17 protein-coding genes and 1 pseudogene are annotated in these 17,981 nt (G+C 72.0%); 9 read left to right on the forward strand and 9 right to left on the reverse strand.

Translation table 11 applies throughout. The annotated features are described in order from the left end of the window. Positions 1-143: 143 nt before the first annotated feature. Entirely contained in the window at positions 144-848 is a 705-nt protein-coding gene (locus tag EFK10_RS30300; RefSeq protein ID WP_127358847.1) for a lysophospholipid acyltransferase family protein, read from the reverse strand. 212 nt (positions 849-1,060) lie between these two features. On the opposite strand from EFK10_RS30300, the gene EFK10_RS30305 reads away from it, so the two are divergent. From EFK10_RS30305 to EFK10_RS30315, 3 genes are all read left to right on the forward strand, one after another. Further along, positions 1,061-2,221: a glycerophosphodiester phosphodiesterase gene (locus EFK10_RS30305; RefSeq protein ID WP_127358848.1), complete on the forward strand. Its 1,161-nt coding sequence runs from the start codon at positions 1,061-1,063 to the stop codon at positions 2,219-2,221. A gap of 74 nt (positions 2,222-2,295) precedes the next feature. Further along, positions 2,296-2,805 (forward strand): sigma-70 family RNA polymerase sigma factor, encoded by a 510-nt coding sequence (locus tag EFK10_RS30310; protein WP_127358849.1) that lies wholly within the window; start codon positions 2,296-2,298, stop codon positions 2,803-2,805. Positions 2,806-2,921: 116 nt separating this feature from the next. Next, entirely contained in the window at positions 2,922-3,428 is a 507-nt protein-coding gene (locus EFK10_RS30315; RefSeq protein ID WP_127358850.1) for a GNAT family N-acetyltransferase, read from the forward strand. Positions 3,429-3,432: 4 nt separating this feature from the next. Here EFK10_RS30315 and EFK10_RS30320 read toward each other — a convergent pair whose 3' ends face one another. Together EFK10_RS30320 and EFK10_RS30325 are read right to left on the reverse strand one after the other, a co-directional pair. Beyond that, entirely contained in the window at positions 3,433-3,882 is a 450-nt protein-coding gene (locus tag EFK10_RS30320) for a hypothetical protein (protein ID WP_127358851.1), read from the reverse strand. Next, positions 3,875-4,243, reverse strand: coding sequence for a hypothetical protein (locus EFK10_RS30325; protein ID WP_127358852.1), 369 nt, complete (start codon positions 4,241-4,243; stop codon positions 3,875-3,877). Before EFK10_RS30325 ends, EFK10_RS30320 begins: the two co-directional genes overlap by 8 nt. A gap of 473 nt (positions 4,244-4,716) precedes the next feature. Between EFK10_RS30325 and EFK10_RS30330 the strand changes: the two are divergent. Beyond that, a pseudogene (locus tag EFK10_RS30330) lies at positions 4,717-5,323 on the forward strand (methionine ABC transporter ATP-binding protein); the annotation flags it as partial. Between the two features lie 85 nt (positions 5,324-5,408). Here the strand turns inward: EFK10_RS30330 and EFK10_RS30335 are convergent. Both EFK10_RS30335 and EFK10_RS30340 read right to left on the reverse strand, forming a co-directional pair. Then, complete coding sequence (locus EFK10_RS30335; RefSeq protein WP_240677561.1) at positions 5,409-5,789, reverse strand: MmcQ/YjbR family DNA-binding protein; 381 nt, start codon at positions 5,787-5,789, stop codon at positions 5,409-5,411. A gap of 27 nt (positions 5,790-5,816) precedes the next feature. Continuing rightward, positions 5,817-6,584, reverse strand: coding sequence for a class I SAM-dependent methyltransferase (locus EFK10_RS30340; protein ID WP_240677562.1), 768 nt, complete (start codon positions 6,582-6,584; stop codon positions 5,817-5,819). 211 nt (positions 6,585-6,795) lie between these two features. Between EFK10_RS30340 and EFK10_RS30345 the strand changes: the two genes are divergently transcribed. From EFK10_RS30345 to EFK10_RS30365, 5 genes are all read left to right on the forward strand, one after another. Continuing rightward, the gene (locus EFK10_RS30345; RefSeq protein WP_127358854.1) at positions 6,796-7,440 is read left to right on the forward strand and encodes a GNAT family N-acetyltransferase; all 645 of its coding nucleotides are present in this window, start codon (positions 6,796-6,798) and stop codon (positions 7,438-7,440) included. A gap of 107 nt (positions 7,441-7,547) precedes the next feature. Continuing rightward, the gene (gene cbiE, locus EFK10_RS30350; protein WP_127358863.1) at positions 7,548-8,795 is read left to right on the forward strand and encodes a precorrin-6y C5,15-methyltransferase (decarboxylating) subunit CbiE; all 1,248 of its coding nucleotides are present in this window, start codon (positions 7,548-7,550) and stop codon (positions 8,793-8,795) included. 379 nt (positions 8,796-9,174) lie between these two features. Continuing rightward, entirely contained in the window at positions 9,175-12,405 is a 3,231-nt protein-coding gene (gene cobT, locus EFK10_RS30355; protein WP_127358855.1) for a nicotinate-nucleotide--dimethylbenzimidazole phosphoribosyltransferase, read from the forward strand. Positions 12,406-12,943: 538 nt separating this feature from the next. Beyond that, on the forward strand, positions 12,944-14,173 hold the full coding sequence (gene cobA, locus EFK10_RS30360; protein WP_127358856.1) for a uroporphyrinogen-III C-methyltransferase: 1,230 nt from the start codon (positions 12,944-12,946) through the stop codon (positions 14,171-14,173). A gap of 53 nt (positions 14,174-14,226) precedes the next feature. Continuing rightward, positions 14,227-15,042, forward strand: coding sequence for a TrmH family RNA methyltransferase (locus EFK10_RS30365; protein ID WP_127358857.1), 816 nt, complete (start codon positions 14,227-14,229; stop codon positions 15,040-15,042). 115 nt (positions 15,043-15,157) lie between these two features. Here the strand turns inward: EFK10_RS30365 and EFK10_RS30370 are convergent, their stop codons facing one another. The 4 genes from EFK10_RS30370 to EFK10_RS53520 form a co-directional block, all read right to left on the reverse strand. After that, positions 15,158-16,276, reverse strand: coding sequence for an acyl-CoA dehydrogenase family protein (locus EFK10_RS30370; protein WP_164836207.1), 1,119 nt, complete (start codon positions 16,274-16,276; stop codon positions 15,158-15,160). Further along, the gene (locus EFK10_RS30375) at positions 16,273-17,454 is read right to left on the reverse strand and encodes an acyl-CoA dehydrogenase family protein (protein WP_127358858.1); all 1,182 of its coding nucleotides are present in this window, start codon (positions 17,452-17,454) and stop codon (positions 16,273-16,275) included. The genes EFK10_RS30370 and EFK10_RS30375 overlap by 4 nt, the downstream gene beginning before the upstream one ends. 99 nt (positions 17,455-17,553) lie before the next feature. Then, positions 17,554-17,697 carry a hypothetical protein gene (locus EFK10_RS53515; protein ID WP_407647180.1) on the reverse strand — a complete coding sequence of 48 codons (144 nt, stop codon included), beginning with the start codon at positions 17,695-17,697 and terminating at the stop codon, positions 17,554-17,556. Between the two features lie 28 nt (positions 17,698-17,725). After that, on the reverse strand, positions 17,726-17,981 hold a 256-nt coding region (locus tag EFK10_RS53520), incomplete at its 5' end, for a hypothetical protein (RefSeq protein WP_206305641.1).

Raw genomic sequence — 17,981 nt, forward strand, 5'->3', positions numbered from 1 at the left:
CCCGTCCGGCGTTTGAGGACCTGGGGGCACTCTCCCCCAGACTCCGTCTGGAGGGACCCCCACCAGCCTTCGGCCGGGGACCCCCACCCAAACGAAGGTTTGGGGGAGAGCCCCCGGGGGGTGTCCGGGGCGAACGTCGGCCGCTACGCGGCCTTCGCGTGGTCGGCGGCGGCAGCCGCGCGCTTGGCCTTGGCCTTGGTGGCGTAGATGTCGACGTACTCCTGGCCGGAGAGCCGCATGACGTCGCTCATGATCTCGTCGGTGACCGCGCGGAGCACGTAGCGGTCGCGGTCCATGCCCTCGTAGCGGGAGAACTCCAGCGGCTCGCCGAAGCGGACGGTGAAGCGGTGGACGCGGGGGCGGCCGGCGCCGCCGGGCTGGATCTTGTCGGTGCCGACCATGGCGAAGGGGACGACGGGGGCGCCGGTCATGAGGGCGAGGCGGGAGACGCCGGTGCGGCCGCGGTAGAGGCGGCCGTCGGGGGAGCGGGTGCCCTCGGGGTAGATGCCGAAGACCTTGCCCTCTTCCAGGAGGCGACGGCCGGTCATGAGGGCGGCGACGCCACCGTGGCCGCCGTCGCGGTCGACGGGGATCATGCCCATGGCGGTGAACCACGTCGCCATGAGGCGGCCCTTGAGGCCCGGGGTGGTGACGTACTCGTCCTTGCCGATGAAGAAGACCTGCCGCTTGACGACCAGCCCCAGGAACATCGAGTCGATGAAGGTGACGTGGTTGCCGGCGAGGATGACCGGACCGTCGCCCGGGATGTGCTCCGCTCCCTCGACCTTGGGGCGGAACAGGACGCGCATCACGAGTCCGAGGAGCGCCTTGAGGATGATGCGGGACACGGGAGGCCCTCCGGTCGTGATCGGCGGAAATTCAGATATGAGCGGTACTTCTATGGACGATACTTCCGCCGACCCGTCGAACGCACGCCGGGTTCACACGACCGGTACGCATTGTTGACGTGCGTTTCCGCCTTGTTCCGACCGATGCCGCCCGTACGAAAGCGGTACGCGCCTACGATGCGCCCGTCGTTGTAAGTCCAGAGGGAGTGCTCATGACGCAGGATCAGCAGGGCCGCCATCAGGGACCCGGCCGTAGGACCCTCCTCGCGGGGGCCGCCCTCGGGGCCGGCGCCACCGTGCTCGGCCTGCCCGGCGTGGCGAACGCCACGGAAAGCGGTGCGGCGCCCGTACGCAAGCTTCCGGTGCCCGCCGTGATCGGCCATCGGGGTGCCAGCGGCTACCGCCCGGAGCACACCTTCGGCTCGTACCAGCTCGCACTGGACCTTGGCGCGGACGTCATCGAGCAGGACCTCGTCCCGACGAAGGACGGTCACCTGGTCTGCCGCCACGAGCCGGAGATCGGCGGCACCACAAATGTCGCCGACCACCCCGAGTTCGCCGGCCGCAAGACCACCAAGACCATCGACGGCATAGCCACCACCGGCTGGTTCACCGAGGACTTCACCCTCGCCGAACTCAAGACGCTGCGCGCGGTGGAGCGCCTCCCCTCCGTCCGCCAGCGCAACACGATCTACAACGGCCGCTGGGAGATCCCCACCTTCGAAGAGGTCCTGAAGTGGGCCGACGAGCAGGGCCGCAAGCGCGGCAAGGCCGTCTGGCTGCACAGCGAGACCAAGCACCCCACCTACTTCCGCTCCCTGGGCCTCGGCCTGGAGGAGCCGCTCGCCAAGCTGCTGCGCAAGTACGGCCGCCACACGAAGGGCGCCCCGCAGTTCCTGGAGTCGTTCGAGTCCAGCAGCCTGCAGCGGCTCGGCCTGCTCGGCGTCGCCGCCCCCAAGATCTTCCTCCTGGACGTGGCGACCTCGCGGCCGTACGACTTCGTGGCGGCCGGCGACCCCCGCACCGTCGCCGACCTCGTCACCCCGGCCGGGCTGAAGTGGATCGCCAGTTTCGCCCAGGGCATCGGCCCGACGCTGCTGCTGATCATCCCGCGCGACGCCGACGGCAAGCTCACCACGCCCACCACACTGGTCCCCGACGCCCACTCCGCCGGGCTGGTCCTGCACCCGTACACCATGCGCAACGAGAACCAGTTCCTGCCCGCGGAGTACCGCATCGGCACCGACCCCAACGCATACGGCGACCCCTTCGGTGCCTTCAAGGTCTACTTCGGGACGGGCATCGACGGCATCTTCTCCGACAACGCCGACACCGCCCTCCTCGCCCGCCAGGACTTCGTCAACGGCGCGTGACCCGATCAGCCGCGCACGGGTGGTTTCCCCGCCACAGGGCAACCACCCGGCGCGGCCGCAATGTCCCGTACGGCATGAAGACGCGCGTACGAGACGACGAACTGACCCGGCTGCGCCCGCTGCTGGCCGCCGAAGCCGCAGCCGAGGCCGTCCCCGGCGGCATCGAGGCCGCCGACCTCGAACAGGCGGTGTGGGTGCGGCTCCTGGAGCTCCGTGAGCCCCCGGCGGACCCGGCGGTCTGGCTGCGCGCCGCCGTACGGGCCGAGGTGCGGCGCGCGGGGCGTCGGCTGCGCCGCGAGAGGCGCCTGGAGCCCCCGCACGCCGGTCCGACCGTCGAGCAGCAGGCGCTCGACGCGGAGCAGCGCCGCGCCCTGCGTGCCGCCGTTGCCCGCCTCCCCGGCCGCTGCCCGGAGTTGATGGGCGCTTTCATCTCCGGTGCCGATTACACCTATCCGGAAATCGCGCGGGAGTTGGGTATCTCACAGGGCAGCCTTGGCCCGCTCCGTTCCCGGTGTCTCGGTTGTCTGCGTACGATCCTCAACACCCGGGTTCGAACCGCTGTAGGCCCGGGTAAGGCACCGTAAACAGTCGGTGCCAACCGGAGGCGGCGCGCACCGGCGCCGGCTTCATCAGGGCAACGTACCGGGCGCAACCCTCACCCTCTCGCGTCCGGGCGGACTCGAAGGGGAGGCCTGCGCACATGGGCATGAGCGTGACCATCTCTACGGCGGCCGAAGGCGACGCCGAGAACATCCTCAAACTCCAGTACCTCTGCTATCAGAGCGAGGCCGCGCTGTACGGCGACTACAGCATCGAACCGCTCACCCAGAGCCTCGACGCGCTGCGTGCGGAGCTCGCCGAGGGCACGGTCCTGGTGGCACGGCTGGGCGACGAACTCGTCGGCTCGGTACGCGGCGTCGTCGACCCCGACGGCATCGCGCGGATCGCCAAGCTGATCGTCCACCCACGCATGCAGCGCCACGGCCTGGGCGGACGGCTGCTGCGGGCGATCGAACTGCGGCTGGCGGACGGCACCGAGGCCAAGCGCTACCGGCTCTTCACCGGCCACCGCAGCGAGATCAATCTGCGGCTCTACCGCAAGCTCGGCTACCAGCAGGTCGGAGCGGCCGAGGAGGTCACCCGCCGGCTGAGCCTGGTCTACATGGAGAAGCCGGCGAGCGCGGCGACCTACGCGGCCAGCGCGTAACGCCTCACGCGGTCTGCTGTGGCTGCGGTCCTGACCGGCGCAGCCACAGCAGACCGCTGATGGGGACGATCACCGGCAGGAAGAGATAGCCGATCCCGTAGTCCGACCACACGGTCTGGTCGGGGAAGGCCGACGAGTCGACCACCGTCATCGTGCCGACGACCAGGACGCCGATCAGCTCCACGGTGCAGCTCACCAGCGCCAGCCTGCGGGCCGCTTCGCCGCCCCGCCACAGGGCGACGGTGATCACCGCGTAGATGATCCCGGCGACCAGGGACAGCGTGTACGCCAGCGGCGCCTCGTCGAACTGCATGCTGATCTGCACTATGGCACGCGACAGCGCGGCCACGGTGAACACCCCGTACAGGGACAGCAGCAGCCGCCCCGGACCCCGCCCGATCCCGGGTGCCTCCGGTGCCTCCGGTGCTTCCGGTACCGCGTCGGCCTCAGGCACTGATGCCTCCCCAGATGTCGTACAGCCGCACTTCCAGTACGGCCAGGATGATCCCGCCCGCCGCCACGATCGCCGAGCCCCAGCGGGTGCGCTCGGTCAGCGACATGAATCCGGCGGCCGGGATCGTGCAGGCGGCCCCGAGCAGATACGCGACGAAGATCACAGTCCCGTCGTGCGGCTTCTCACCGCGCGAGAGCTTGACCACACCGACCACCAGCTGGACCAGGACGAGCAGCGACACGATCGCCATGCCGATGAAGTGCCAGTCCTTGGTGGACTGGTCCCGGAAGGCGGCAAATCCGCACCAGGCGGCCAGCAGCAGTGCCGTGGCCGAGACGGCGATGGTGAGCGCGTCGAGCATGCGGCGACTCTAATACGGGCAGGAGCGCCCGGAACGCGCGGGCAGTGGCGTCCGGAAGGCGGGGCCAATAGCGTCCGGAATGCGGACAGAGGGACCGAATATTGGGACGTCGTGCGGATGTCTGCTTTACTGGTCCGCATGACCACGACGAACCGCTGCTGCCGCGCGACCGAGGCGATGAAGCCCGGTGTTCGTCGTATGCGTCGAATGTGTGCACGCTGAGGGCCCACGCCTGAGCCTCGCGCCCCGAAGCGAGACCCAACGGCTCCTCCCTGCCACGGATCGCATCCCCATGAAAACGCAGCAGACCATTCGCCGCTGCCGGCTGGCGCACGACCCCCAGCCGCCCGGCAACACGTACTGCTGACCCGCTCATAGCGCCCCGCCCGGGGCGGAGCCATGCCGTGATGCCCCCAGAACCCCCGTGTGCGGCCGAAGTCTGCCGCGCACTCGACAGTGACGGAATTTTCCCAGTGATCACCGCAACGGGCCTGACCGAGGTCTACCGTTCGCGTGGCCGTGAGACAGCCGCCCTCGACGGGCGTTGATCTGCACGTCCGCGTGGGTGAGGTGTACGGCGTCGTCGGACGCAGCGGCGCCGGCAAGAGCACGCTCATCCGCTGCCTCAACCTGCTGGAACGCCCCACCTCGGGCACGGTCCAGGTGGCCGGTGCGGACCTCACCAGCCTCCCGGGCTCGGCGCTGCGGGCGGCCCGCAGCCGCATCGGCATGGTCTTCCAGCACTTCAACCTGCTGTCCTCGCGCACCGTGCAGGACAACGTCGAGCTGCCGCTGGAAATCCTCGGCGTCTCCGGAAAGGAGCGCTCCCGCAAGACGCTGGAGCTGCTCGACCTGGTCGGCCTGAGCGACAAGGGCAAGGCCTACCCGGCGCAGCTCTCCGGCGGTCAGAAGCAGCGTGTCGGCATCGCCCCCGCCCTGGCCGGCGACCCCAAGGTGCTGCTGTCCGACGAGGCGACCTCCGCGCTCGACCCGGAGACCAACCGCGCCATCCTGCAGTTGCTGCGCGACCTCAACGAGCAGCTCGGCCTCACCGTTCTGCTCATCACCCACGAGATGGAAAAGGACCCCCGGGTGCTGAAGCTCAAGAAGCTGCTCACCTCGGCCGCGGTGAAGAAGTTCATCGAGGACAAGTACGACGGGTCCGTCATTCCGTCGTTCTGACGGCGACGCCCGGCCAGTCCAGCACCAGCTGCTGCGCACGCGGCAGCCGCGAGACGATCAGGTCGTACGAGTCCTCGACCATTTCGCGGACCAGGCGGTCGGGCAGCGAACCGTCAAGGGTGACGGTGTTCCAGTGCCGCTTGTTGAGGTGATATCCCGGCACGATCGCGGGATGCTCCGCCCGCAGCCGCACCGCGAGGTCAGGGTCGCACTTGAGGCTGACCTTCAGCGGGAGGTCGTCCAGGGCGCTGATCGCGATGATCTTGCCGCCCACCTTGAAGACAGACAACCCGGGACTGAAGGGGAACTCCTCCACAGCGCCGTTGAGGCCCAGACAGGCCGCCTTGAGTTCATTCGGGTCCACCCGGCCCATTGAACCCGAGAACGCCGGTCAGCCGAAGCGCACCCAGTACACGTCCGTCGTGTAGGGCAGGTCGATGCGGCCCTCACGCCGTGTCGCGTCGTGCGAGCCGAGGACCGAGAGGACCTCGGCTCGCACGCCTTCCTGCTCCGCCGGGCTCATCACGGCGACATGGCTGGACGACATCATCCGCTCCACCACATCGGTGACCGTCGTGGAGTGCGGGTTCGGCCAGTGCCGCTCGCTTATCGCCCCCCAGCCGTCCCGCCCCGCGAAGGCCTTCCGCCAGCCGCCGTCCAGCGGGCTCGGCAGATCGCGGGGCGCGAACCGGAAAATGATGTCCTGGAAGTCACGGACCCACGGCACAGAGGTGTCGTACGTGTTCCACACCAGGGCCAATGCGCCCCCGGGCCGCAGCAGCCGCTCCACCTCGGCCAGCGCGTCGGCCTCCTGGAACCAGTGCCAGGACTGGGCGGCGACGACCGCGTCCGCGGAAGCATCCGGCAGACCGGTCGCCTCGGCTGTTCCCGCGGTGACATTGACGCCCGGCAGCAACTCGGCGAGCCGCTCCCGCATCTCCGCCACCGGCTCGACCGCGACGACCTCGGCGCCGGTCAGCGCGAGCAGCCGGGTGAACTTACCCGTGCCCGCCCCGAGGTCGACCACCCTGCGCCCGGCCTCCAGGGGCAGCGCGTCAGCCAGCTCGGCGAGCGCCGCCATGGGGTACGAGGGGCGGGACCGCTCGTACACACCCGCGGCCCGCTGATATCCGACTCCTGCTGCGTGGTGCACCGTCACGCGGCCTGACGCTAGCAGGACCGTATGACAGGCGTGGTACCGGACCTGCGGAAAGAGCTGTGGAACAGCGCGCCAACTGTGCGCGGCGAAGGAACGGTTGGCCGTACTCTTGAACGACGGCCACGGCGAGCCCTGCGCCCCTGCCCTGCATATGACCCGGCCGATGCTGCATGCTGTGCTCTTCACACGTGCCCTGGCTATGGAGCGGCGAATGACCACCTTTCCGGACATCTCCATCAGTACGGACCGGCTGGTGCTGCGTTCGTTCGAGGAGGCGGACATCACCGCGCTCGCCGAGATGATGAACGACGAACTCGTCACCGCCTGGACCTCCGTGCCCGAGCCCTACACCGAGGCCGTCGCCCGCGACTGGGCCACGGTGAGCTCGCACGCCGTGCGCACCGAGGGGCGCGGGATCGTCTTCGCCGTCACCGAGTTCCTGACCCAGCGGCTGGTCGGCATCTGCCACCTGGACAACACCGACTGGCGCATCCGCAGCAGCGAGGTCGGCTACATGATCGCCCCCTGGGCGCGGGGCGAGGGATACGCAGCCGAGGCCGTGCTCGGCGCGGCCCAGTGGCTCTTCGACGACCAGAAGTTCGAGCGCCTCGAGCTGCGCACCGCCGCCGACAACACCGCCTCGCAGCAGGTCGCGCAGAAGATCGGCTGCATCAGCGAGGGCGTGCTGCGCAACGCGGGCATCGTCCGCAGCCGGCCCGAGGACGACCCCCACGGGCGGTGGACGGAGATCCGCACCGACCTCATCGTGTGGAGCCTGCTGCCCGAGGATCTGGACGGCCCCGACGACCGGTCCGAGGACGGCTCGGACTACCGGGCTTTTGCCGACTGGCACTGAACTCCTGCTGAACGCTCGGGACAGCACCCGGCAGCGGTTCGGCCCACGATCCCGCCGGGGTAGTGTGCGGTGACAAACGCTTGCGACTCGCCCAGGAGGCAGAGCAGATGGCCGACCGGGTCACGGTGATCGGGTGGGACGGTTCGCCGCCGACCGAGGCCGCGCGCTCCGCCCTGGGCGCCGCCACCCTGGTGGCAGGGACCCGCCACCACCTGTCCCTGCCCTTCGTCCCGCCGGACGCCGAGCGGATCGTGCTCGGCAGGATCGACCTCGCCGCCGACCGCATCGCCGGGCACCGGGGTACGGCGGTGGTCCTCGCCGACGGCGACCCGGGCTTCTTCGGCGTCGTACGGGCCCTGCGGGCACCGGAACACGGCCTGGAGGTCGAGGTCGTACCCGGCGTGTCCTCCGTCGCGCAGGCCTTCGCCCGGGCCGGAATGCCCTGGGACGACGCCCGCGTCGTTGTGGCCCAGGAACGCACCCTGCGCCGGGCCGTCAACGTCTGCCGCGCCTACCCCAAGGTCGCCGTCCTCACCGCGCCCGGCGCCGGCCCCGCCGAACTCGCCCTGCTGCTCGAGGGAGTGCACCGCACCTTCGTCATCTGCGAGGCCCTGGGCACCGAGCACGAACAGGTCACCGTCCTCACCTCCGATAAGGTCGCCGACCACACCTGGCGCGACCCCAACGTGGTCCTCGTCGTGGGCGGCATCACTCCCCCTGGCTTCGCTGGGGGGACCCCCACCGCCGCCCCCGCTGTCGCCGGACGCGGCGGCTGGATAGCGGGCCGCGACCCGGGCTTTCCGGGCCCGGTTCGGGGCTGGGCGCTGTCCGCCGAGGAGTACGAGCCGGGGCGCCCGGCCGGTGGTGACCCGGCGGCTCTTCGCGCCCTCCAGCTCGCCCACCTCGGCCCGCGCACCGGCGACCTGGTCTGGGACATCGGCGCCGGCAGCGGTGCGGGCGCCGTGGAGGCCGCGCGCTTCGGGGCCGCCGTCATCGCGGTGGACCAGGACGCGGACTCCTGCGCCCGGATCGAGGCCGCCGCAAGGAAGTTCGGCGTGCAGGTGCACGTCGTGCACGGCACCGCGCCCGAGGCGCTCGAGGACCTTCCGGAACCGGACGTCGTCCGGCTCGGCGCCGGCTGCGGGGCCGATGTGGTCGCCGCGTGCGTGGCCCGCCGCCCCGAGCGGATCGCGGCCAGCGCCGTCAACCGCGACGACGCCGAGGCCGTCAGCCAGGCGCTGGAGGACGGCGGTTACGCGGTCGAACGCGCACTGCTGCAAGCTGTCGAACTCGACTCCCAATGGGGTGAATCAGAGCGCGCCGTCGCCTTCGCGCTGTGCGGGCACCGACGGTGAAGGCCATGTGAACAGCCCCGGGAACGGCCGTGTCAGCGGCCGTGTGGGGCCGTGCGTTGCGTCCGGATTCCGGTACTGCCTTCTTCCGGGAAGTGACCCCTCTGTCACCGTAAAAGTCCAGGCCATTGCACTGATCGACGCGTTTTTGCGAGGAGCGTCTCACTGAAGCCCCTCGGGCGTACCGGCGCGTGTGCGCACGGTAGGCTGGCGGATCGTTGTGCCGTCGTCGTGCGTTGACGGGGTGTCCGGGCAGCTGTCAGAGGGGGCAGCGCTTGTCACCCTTCGCCGATGGTGCCGCCGACAGCGCGCGCTCGTTGTAGCTGTGGGTGGGATGTCCGGTGCGGCGTTGGAAGGAGTAACCGATGGGCGAGGGGCACGCATGACTGACACCGGCCAGTTCCCGGGCGAGGGACTGCCGGGGAACGCAGGCGAAGAAGCGGTTCTGCACCCGCAGCACGCCGACCTCCCCGGTAACTCCGGTACCTCAGCGCAGCAGCCGACGGGCGTCCCGTCCTGGGACACCGATCCGCTGACCGCGCCGGTGCCGCCTGGGTATGTCTTTGTCGACCAACCGACCGGCCCGATGGGCGCCGAGGAGGACGATCTGCTGCTGATGCCCGGCCCGCAGGCCTCCTGGGGTGACCCGGTGCCGGTCCCGCCGCAGCCGTTCCTCACCCAGCAGATGCCGTCGGTGACGCCGGTGCCGATGGGCGGCTCCTTGCCCGGGGCGGGGTCCGTGCCGGTCGAACTACCGGTCGAGTTGCCGGTCGAGCCGACGCCGGTGCAGGCCACGGTGCCCGCGGAGGCGTTCGCGGTTGAGCCGGTGCTGGTGGAGGCGGTTGCGGCAGAGCCTGGTCCCTTCGAGCCGGTCGCCGTCGAGCTCGTTCCCGCCGGTCCGGCTTCTTTTCCCGCTCCCGATTGGCCTGTTGAGCCGGCGTCGATAACGGCCCCGGCCCCGGCCGCGCCGGAGGCCCATGAGGCGGACGGCCGCGAGTCGGGGTCCCTCGACTACGGTTCCGTACGGGGTCCGGAGCCGGTTCAGCCGACCCCGCCGCCGGTCCAGACGCCGGCCACCACGGCCACCCCGACTCCGGCGCGGCGGCCGCTGCACATGGGCCCGCCGCTGCCCGACCCCGCCACAGGCGGCGTCGTACGTTCGCTGGCCGACCGCGGCCCTGCGCAGGCCCAGGCGCCTGTCCAGACCCCGCCCCCGGTTCAGGCGTCGGCTCCGCTTCCGACTCCCGTACGGCAGCCCGGGCCACCCACCACGGGTCCCGAATACCTTGATGTGCCGCGTGACGACACCACGGCCATCTTCGGCCAGGCGCAGGCCCCGACCCCGGTCTCGACCCCGGCGCCGGTCCAGGACACCGTTCAGCCGGTCACGCCGGCCGCCGGTGCCGCGTGGCCCGCCCCGGCGACGGATCCGGCCCCGGCCCCGGTTCCTGTCTCCGTTCCTGTTCCTGTTCCTGTTCCTGTTCCGGACGAGGTTCCTTCCGCCGAGACGTCCACCCCGGACATCTCCATTCCGGCGCAGGCGGCCCCCGAGTCCGAGGCGGAGCTTGACCCCGTTATCGACGACACGGCGCCCCTGCCCTTCGGGCTCGAACCGGTCGTCGAGGAGCAGGTGTTCGCGGCCGAGCCCGAGCCGCAGGTGGCCGAGCCCGAGCCCGAGCCTGAGCCGCAACCCGTCGTTCCGGACGAGCCGGTCGCCGTGACCGGGGCCGCTGACGCTCCCGTGCAGCCGGACCCCGAGCCCGAGTTCGCGCCCGAGCCCCTGCCCGAGGCCGCCGCTGAAGCGGTCGCCGAGCCCGCGGCGGACGCCCCGGAGGAGCTCGACGCCCCGGAGGAGGAGGCCGTGGCCGTCGCCGCCGGCCCCGCCGCCGAGGGCTACGACGTCGCCGTACGCGACGCCGTCCACCGCGTCATCCGCGAACGCCGCGACATCCGCAACGGCTTCCGCAGTGACCCCATCCCGCACGAAGTGCTCATCCGGGTCCTGGAAGCGGCGCACACCGCGCCCAGCGTCGGCCACTCCCAGCCCTGGGACTTCGTCGTCATCCGCTCGGCCAAGACCCGCGAGCGCATGCACGAACTGGCCATGCACCAGCGGGAGGCGTACGCGAAGTCGCTCCCCAAGGGCCGCGCCAAGCAGTTCCGCGAGCTGAAGATCGAGGCCATTCTCGACACCCCCGTCAACATCGTGGTCACCGCCGACCCCACCCGGGGCGGCCGCCACACCCTCGGCCGGTACACCCAGCCGCAGATGGCGCCCTATTCGTCGGCGCTCGCGGTGGAGAACCTGTGGCTGGCGGCGCGCGCCGAAGGCCTGGGCGTGGGCTGGGTGAGCTTCTTCGACGAGCGCGAGATGGTGCGCGAGTTGGGGCTGCCCGAGCACCTCGAGGTCGTCGCGTACCTGTGTGTCGGTTACGTCGACGAGTTCCCCGAGGACCCTGAGTTGGTGCAGGCCGGCTGGTCCAAGCGCCGGCCGCTGGCCTGGGTCGTCCACGAGGAGGAGTACGGGAACCGCGCCCTGCCCGGCGAGGCCCCGCACGACCTCCTGGAGGAGACCCTGCGCGGCATCCGGCCCCTGGACGCCAAGGCGCTCGGCGAGGCCTGGGAGCGGCAGAAGCGGATGACCAAGCCGGCCGGCGCGCTCGGCATGCTGGAGATCATCTCCGCCCAGCTCAGCGGCCTGTCCCGGCAGTGCCCGCCGCCGATCCCCGAGCCCGCGGCCGTCGCGATCTTCGCTGGCGACCACGGGGTGCACGCCCAGGGCGTCACCGCCTGGCCGCAGGAGGTCACCGCCCAGATGGTGGCCAACTTCCTCGGCGGCGGGGCGGTCTGCAACGCCTTCGCCAACCAGGTCGGCGCCGAGGTCTGCGTCATCGACGTCGGCGTTGCCTCCGAACTCCCCAGCACCCCCGGCCTCCTGCCGCGCAAGGTGCGTCCCGGTACCGCCGACTTCACCCTCGGGCCCGCCATGTCCCGCGAAGAAGTACTGCGCGCGATCGAGGTCGGCATCGAGACGGCCCGGGACCTCGTCGCCGCCGGCAACCGCGCCCTGCTCACCGGTGAGATGGGCGTCGCCAACACGACCGCCTCCGCCGCCCTGATCTCCGTCTACACAGGGGTCGACCCCGCAGAGGTCACCGGCCGTGGCACCGGCATCAACGACGAGATGCACGCCCGCAAGATCGACGTCGTCCGCCGCGCCCTGGAGCTCCACCGGCCCGATCCCGCCGACCCGATCGAGGTCTTGGCCGCGATCGGCGGTCTGGAGCATGCCGCCATGGTCGGTCTGCTGCTGGGCGCCGCCTCGCTCCGTACGCCGGTGATCCTCGACGGCGTCAGCGCAGGCGCCGCCGCCCTGGTCGCCCGCGCCATCGCCCCCGAAGTCCTCGCCGCCTGCATCGCCGGCCACCGCAGCGCCGAACCCGGCCACCGCGCCGCCCTCACCAAACTCGGCCTCCGCCCCCTCGTCGACCTCGACCTCCGCCTCGGCGAAGGCACCGGCGCGCTCCTCGCACTGCCGCTCGTACAGAGCGCTGCGCGCGCCATGCACGAGGTCGCCACGTTCGACTCCGCCGGCGTCACGGAGAAGGCCTGACCCTACTCCCCCCGGGTTGGGGGTAGGCCGTCCTCTCCCAGCTTGACGCTGGGAGGTGTCCCCAAGGCGGGCGGGCTGGCCCAACCCGCCCGCCCCCGGCGACGGCGCGCAGCCCGAACGGTGGGTGGCCGGGGGTGCCTCGGCGGCGAGCGGTCTGTGGCCGGGTTGTGCCGGCCTCCCCCAGCTGGACGCTGGGTGGGGGTACCCCCGGCCGAACGCTGTTGGGGGTCTCCCCCAGACGGAGTCTGGGGGAGAGTGCCCCCACCCCCAGCCTTCGGCCGGGGGGACCCCCACCTCGCTTCGCTCCCCTTGCGGAACGTTCTCCCGCAACCCGGTGGGACGGGGTCCGGGGTGGGGGCACTCCCCCAACCTTCGGCCGGGGGGACCCCCACCCAAACGAAGGTTTGGGGGAGAGCCCCGGTTTCGGGAAGTGGCGGGGCGGGGGATAGCCCCCTGGCCACCAGTCCGCAGCCGACAACGAGACCGCAACCACCCATATCGTTGCCGTAAACCGCAAGACCCAAGGAGCCGCACCGCCATGACCCGTAACGACGACGCGCCCGCGTACCCCGTCGGACTGCGGCTGTCCGGGCGGCGCGTCGTCGTCCTGGGCGGCGGCCAGGTCGCCCAGCGCCGGCTGCCGCCCCTAGTGGCGGCGGGAGCCGACCTCGTGCTGGTTTCTCCGTCCGCGACGCCCTCCGTGGAGGCGATGGCGGACGCCGGCGAACTGCGCTGGGAGCGCCGTGCGTACCGCGCGGGCGACCTCGCGGAGGCCTGGTACGCACTGATCGCGACGGACGACCCGGCCGCCAACGCGGAAGCCTCCGCCGAGGCCGAGGCCCGCCGGGTCTGGTGCGTGCGCAGCGACGACGCCGAAGCGGCGACGGCCTGGACGCCGGCCACCGGGCGCAGCGAGGGCGTGACGGTCGCCGTGCTGACGGGAGGCGACCCGCGCCGCTCCGCCGCCGTGCGGGACGCCGTGGTGGAGGGCCTGCGCGACGGCACCCTCGCCGCACCCCACCACCGCACCCGCACCGCGGGCGTGGCGCTGGTCGGGGGCGGCCCGGGGGACCCGGACCTGATCACGGTGCGCGGCCGCCGGCTCCTCGCCGAGGCCGACGTGGTGATCGCCGACCGACTCGGCCCGCGCGACCTGCTGGACGAGCTGCCTCCGCATGTGGAGGTCATCGACGCCGCCAAGATCCCGTACGGCCGGGCGATGGCCCAGGAGGCGATCAACCAGGCGCTGATCGATCACGCAAAGGCCGGCAAGGCGGTCGTACGGCTCAAGGGCGGCGACCCGTTCGTCTTCGGCCGTGGCATGGAGGAGGCCAAGGCACTCGCGGAAGCCGGGATTCCGTGCACAGTGGTCCCCGGGATCTCCAGCGCGATCAGCGTGCCGGGGGCGGCGGGTATCCCGGTGACCCATCGCGGGGTGGCGCATGAGTTCACGGTGGTGAGCGGGCATGTCGCGCCGGACGACCCGCGCTCGCTCGTGGACTGGACGGCGCTGGCGAAGCTGCGCGGCACGCTGGTGTTGCTGATGGCCGTGGAGCGGATCGGCGCGATCGCCGCGACGCTGGTGGAGCACGGGCGGGCTGCGGACACTCCGGTCGCGGTCGTCCAGGAGGGCACGACCGCCGCCCAGCGCCGGGTGGACGGCACGCTGGCCACGGTGGCCCAGGTGGTGCGGGACGGGGGGATCCGGCCGCCCGCAGTGATCGTCATCGGCGAGGTCGTGACGGTCGGCGTCGGTAACCGTCGGTAACATCTCGCGTCCCCAGCGTTGGCACCGTACTTCGGACAAGGCAGTATCACCCTGTGGCTGAGCTCATCACGATCGACGACCCCGACGACCCGCGTCTGCACGACTACGTCTCGCTGACGGATGTGGAGCTGCGCCGACGCCGCGAGCCGGCGGAAGGCCTCTTCATCGCGGAGGGCGAGAAGGTGATCCGGCGCGCCCGGCACGCCGGGTACCGGATGCGCTCGATGCTGCTGTCGGCCAAGTGGGTCGACGTCATGCGCGACGTCATCGACAAGGTGCCCGCGCCGGTCTACACGGTCAGCCCGGAGCTGGCGGAGCGGGTCACCGGCTATCACGTGCACCGGGGTGCGCTGGCGTCGATGCAGCGGCGCCCGTTGCCGACGGCCGACGAGCTCCTGGCCGGCACGCGGCGCGTGGTGATCATGGAAGCGGTCAACGACCACACCAACATCGGCGCCATCTTCCGCAGCGCCGCCGCCCTCGGCATGGACGCCGTCCTGCTCTCCCCGGACTGCGCCGACCCGCTCTACCGCCGCTCGGTGAAGGTGTCCATGGGCGCGGTCTTCTCCGTCCCCTACGCCCGGCTGGACACCTGGCCACGCGGGCTGGAAGCCGTACGCGAAGCGGGATTCAAGCTGCTGGCCCTCACCCCGGACGACAAGGCCGCCGACATCGACGAGGCCGCCCCCCACCGCCTGGACCGGGTCGCCATGATGCTCGGCGCGGAAGGCGACGGCCTCTCCACCCAGGCACTGGTCGCCGCCGACGAATGGGTCCGCATCCCCATGGCGCACGGCGTGGACTCACTCAACGTCGGCGCGGCCGCCGCCGTGGCCTTCTACGCGGTGGCGACGGGACGCGCCCGGTGAGCTCGCGCAGCCGCAGCCGCAGCCGCAGCCGCAGCCGCAGCCGCAGCCGCAGTCACATCACGGTTCAGGTCCGGGGCGCGACCTCGCCCCGGACCTGAACCCACGAGCAGGCCTTTCAGACCCCGGCCGGAAGCTCCACCAGCCCGGCCAGCGCCGCGCGATGACGGCCCGGCGTGCCCAGGGTGATTTCGTCGGCCTTGGCACGCTTCAGGTACAGGTGGGTCGGGTGCTCCCACGTCATCCCGATGCCGCCGTGCAGCTGGATCGCCTCCTCCGCCGCGCGCACCGCGACCGGCGCGCAGTACGCCTGGGCCACGGCCACCGCGATCCCCGCGTCCTCGGCGCCCGTCGCGAGCGCGTCGGCGGCGTTACGGGCGGCGGCCCGCGCCGAGACGACCTCCAGCCACAGATCGGCCAGCCGGTGCTTCAGTGCCTGGAAGGAGCCGACCACGCGCCCGAACTGGTGCCGCTCGCCCAGGTAGCGCACCGTCTCGTCCAGGCACCCCTGGACCGTGCCGAGCTGCTCGGACGCCAGCAGCCCCGCGCCGGTGAGCAGCGCCCGGTCCAGGGCTGCCACTGCCGTCTCCGGGCCGGCCAGTAGCCGTGCGGCGACCCCGTCGAGGTCGATATCGGCGATGGGTCGTGTCAGGTCCAGGGACACTGCCACGGCGATCCGTACGCCCGCCGCGCCGGCCGCGACCTCGTACAGCCCAGGCCCCTGCGGCCCGACGGCCGGCACCACCAGCACGTCGGCGGCCGACGCCTCCGCCACGCTGGTCACCCGCCCGGTGAGCGTGCCGTTCTCGTCCGCCCGTACGCCCTCCGGGAAAGCCGCTCCGGGCGCCGTAGGCAGCGGCACGGCCAGCGCCCCGACGGCCTCGCCCGCTGCCAGCCTGCCCACGACCGCCTCGGCGGCATCCGTCCCCGCCCCGAGCAGCGCGGTCGTCGCCAGCACCGCGCTGCCCAGGAACGGCACCGGCGCCACCGCCGCGCCCAGCTCCTCCAGCACCACGGCGACCTCCCGAGCCGACGCGCCCTGGCCGCCCGCCTTCTCCGGCACCAGCAGCCCGGCGAGCCCCAGCTCCTGGGCCAGCGTCCGCCAGAGGCCCAGGTCGTACGGCGTGTCGCTCTCGATGCGGGCCAGCACGGCGGACGGCCGGCAGCGGTCGGCGAGCAGCCCCCGCACGGCGGTCCGCAGGTCGTCCTCGACCTCGCTGTACAGCAGATCACTCATCGGGGCAGGTCCTTCCAGGCGGCGTCCTTGTCCGTACGGGGCTCCGAGGGCAGGCCGAGCACGCGTTCGGCGATGATGTTGCGCAGGATCTCGGACGTACCGCCCTCGATCGAGTTGCCCTTGGCCCGCAGATAGCGGTAGCCGGCGTCCCGCCCGTAGAAGTCCACGATCTCCGGCCGGGTCATCGTCCAGTCCCCGTACCGCAGGCCCTCCTCGCCCAACAGCTCCACCTCGAGGCCGCTGACCTGCTGGTTCAGCCGCGCGAACGCCAGCTTGATCCCGGCCCCCTCCGGCCCGGGCGCCCCCAGCGCGAGTTGCTGCCGCAGCCGCTCGCCGGTCAGCCGGGTCACCTCGGAGTCCACCCACAGCCGCAGCAGCCGGTCGTGGAGGTCAGGCGTGCGCAGCTCCGGGCGCTCACGCCAGGTCTTGGCGACGGTGCCGATCATTCCGCCCTCGCGGGGGAGTGCCGCGCCGCCGATCGCGACCCGCTCGTTGTCGAGCGTGGTCTGGGTGACCCGCCAGCCGTCTCCGACCTCGCCGAGGCGGAGGGAGTCGGGGATGCGTACATCCGTGAGGAAGACCTCGTTGAACTCCGCCTCGCCGGTGATCTGCCGCAGGGGGCGCACCTCGACGCCCGGATCCTGCATGTCGCAGACGAAATACGTAATACCCCGGTGCTTCGGGACATCCGGATCCGTGCGCGCGATGAGAATCGCCCACCGCGCGTTGTGTGCGTTGGACGTCCAGACCTTCTGGCCCGTGACGACCCACCCGTCACCGTCCCGCCCGGCCCTCGTGCGCAGCCCTGCCAGGTCCGACCCGGCCCCCGGCTCGCTGAAGAGCTGGCACCACACCTCGTCGCCGGTCCACAGCGGCCGCAGCAACCGCGCCTTCTGCTCCTCGGTCCCGAACCGCAGAATCGTCGGCGCTGCCATCCCCAGCCCGATCCCGATCCGCCGCGGCTCGTTGTCCGGTGCCCCGGCCGCCGCGAGTTCCGCCTCCACGACCTCCTGCAGGGCCCTCGGCGCCCCGAGGCCGCCCAGTCCCTCCGGGTAGTGCACCCAGGCCAGACCCGCGTCGAACCTGGCCCGCAGGAAGTCGCCCCTGTCGGTACTCCCCGGGTCGTACGCCGCGACCAGCGCCGCCACCCGCTCCCGCAACGCTTCCGCCGTCACCATCCGCCGCACCCTCCTCGTTCCTAAGCAAGCGCTTAGTAACGTACTCGGCGAAAGGGCCGTACGCCACCCCGCGGGGGCGACGTCTGTGCGCCGTTGCGGTCAGAGTGCCGGGCAGCCAGCAGCCTGCGGGGCCTGCCCCGCGCAGACCCGGGCGCCGTCGCCGGTCACCCCGAGGCCGCGCGTCGGGCCCTGGCAGCCCTGTGCGGCCGCGATGCCGAGGGCGACCAGCAGGGTGACGGTCACGAAGACGATGAGCCGCTGCCGCAGCAGCCTACGGTCCGACCCAGGACCGGCCGACCGGGGCGTGCGGGCAGGCGTACGCGGCACCGGCCTCGGTACCGGCCTGGGCGTGGGCCGAGGTGTGGGTCGAGGCGTGGGGCGAGGCGTTGGCCGCGCCGACGCCGGCGTACCGCCGGTGCCGGTCGTGCCGTTGGTGCTGCCCGCCGCGCGCCGCTCCGTACGCTGCTCCACGTAGGCCTGGGCGCGCGCCCCGGTCGGCCGCTCCGGCCCCCGCGGAGCGCCCGCGC

The sequence above is a fragment of the Streptomyces soli genome, from assembly GCF_003999195.1.
Taxonomy (GTDB): Bacteria; Actinomycetota; Actinomycetes; order Streptomycetales; family Streptomycetaceae; genus Actinacidiphila; species Actinacidiphila soli.

Coding starts and splice junctions, on each gene's coding strand:
- EFK10_RS30305 (WP_127358848.1), top strand. CDS start 1,061: ATGACGCAGGATCAGCAGGGCCGCCATCAGGGACCCGGCCGTAGGACC.
- EFK10_RS30310 (WP_127358849.1), top strand. CDS start 2,296: ATGAAGACGCGCGTACGAGACGACGAACTGACCCGGCTGCGCCCGCTG.
- EFK10_RS30315 (WP_127358850.1), top strand. CDS start 2,922: ATGGGCATGAGCGTGACCATCTCTACGGCGGCCGAAGGCGACGCCGAG.
- EFK10_RS30325 (WP_127358852.1), bottom strand. CDS start 4,243: ATGCTCGACGCGCTCACCATCGCCGTCTCGGCCACGGCACTGCTGCTG.
- EFK10_RS30345 (WP_127358854.1), top strand. CDS start 6,796: ATGACCACCTTTCCGGACATCTCCATCAGTACGGACCGGCTGGTGCTG.
- cbiE (WP_127358863.1), top strand. CDS start 7,548: ATGGCCGACCGGGTCACGGTGATCGGGTGGGACGGTTCGCCGCCGACC.
- cobT (WP_127358855.1), top strand. CDS start 9,175: ATGACTGACACCGGCCAGTTCCCGGGCGAGGGACTGCCGGGGAACGCA.
- cobA (WP_127358856.1), top strand. CDS start 12,944: ATGACCCGTAACGACGACGCGCCCGCGTACCCCGTCGGACTGCGGCTG.
- EFK10_RS30370 (WP_164836207.1), bottom strand. CDS start 16,276: ATGAGTGATCTGCTGTACAGCGAGGTCGAGGACGACCTGCGGACCGCC.
- EFK10_RS30375 (WP_127358858.1), bottom strand. CDS start 17,454: ATGGTGACGGCGGAAGCGTTGCGGGAGCGGGTGGCGGCGCTGGTCGCG.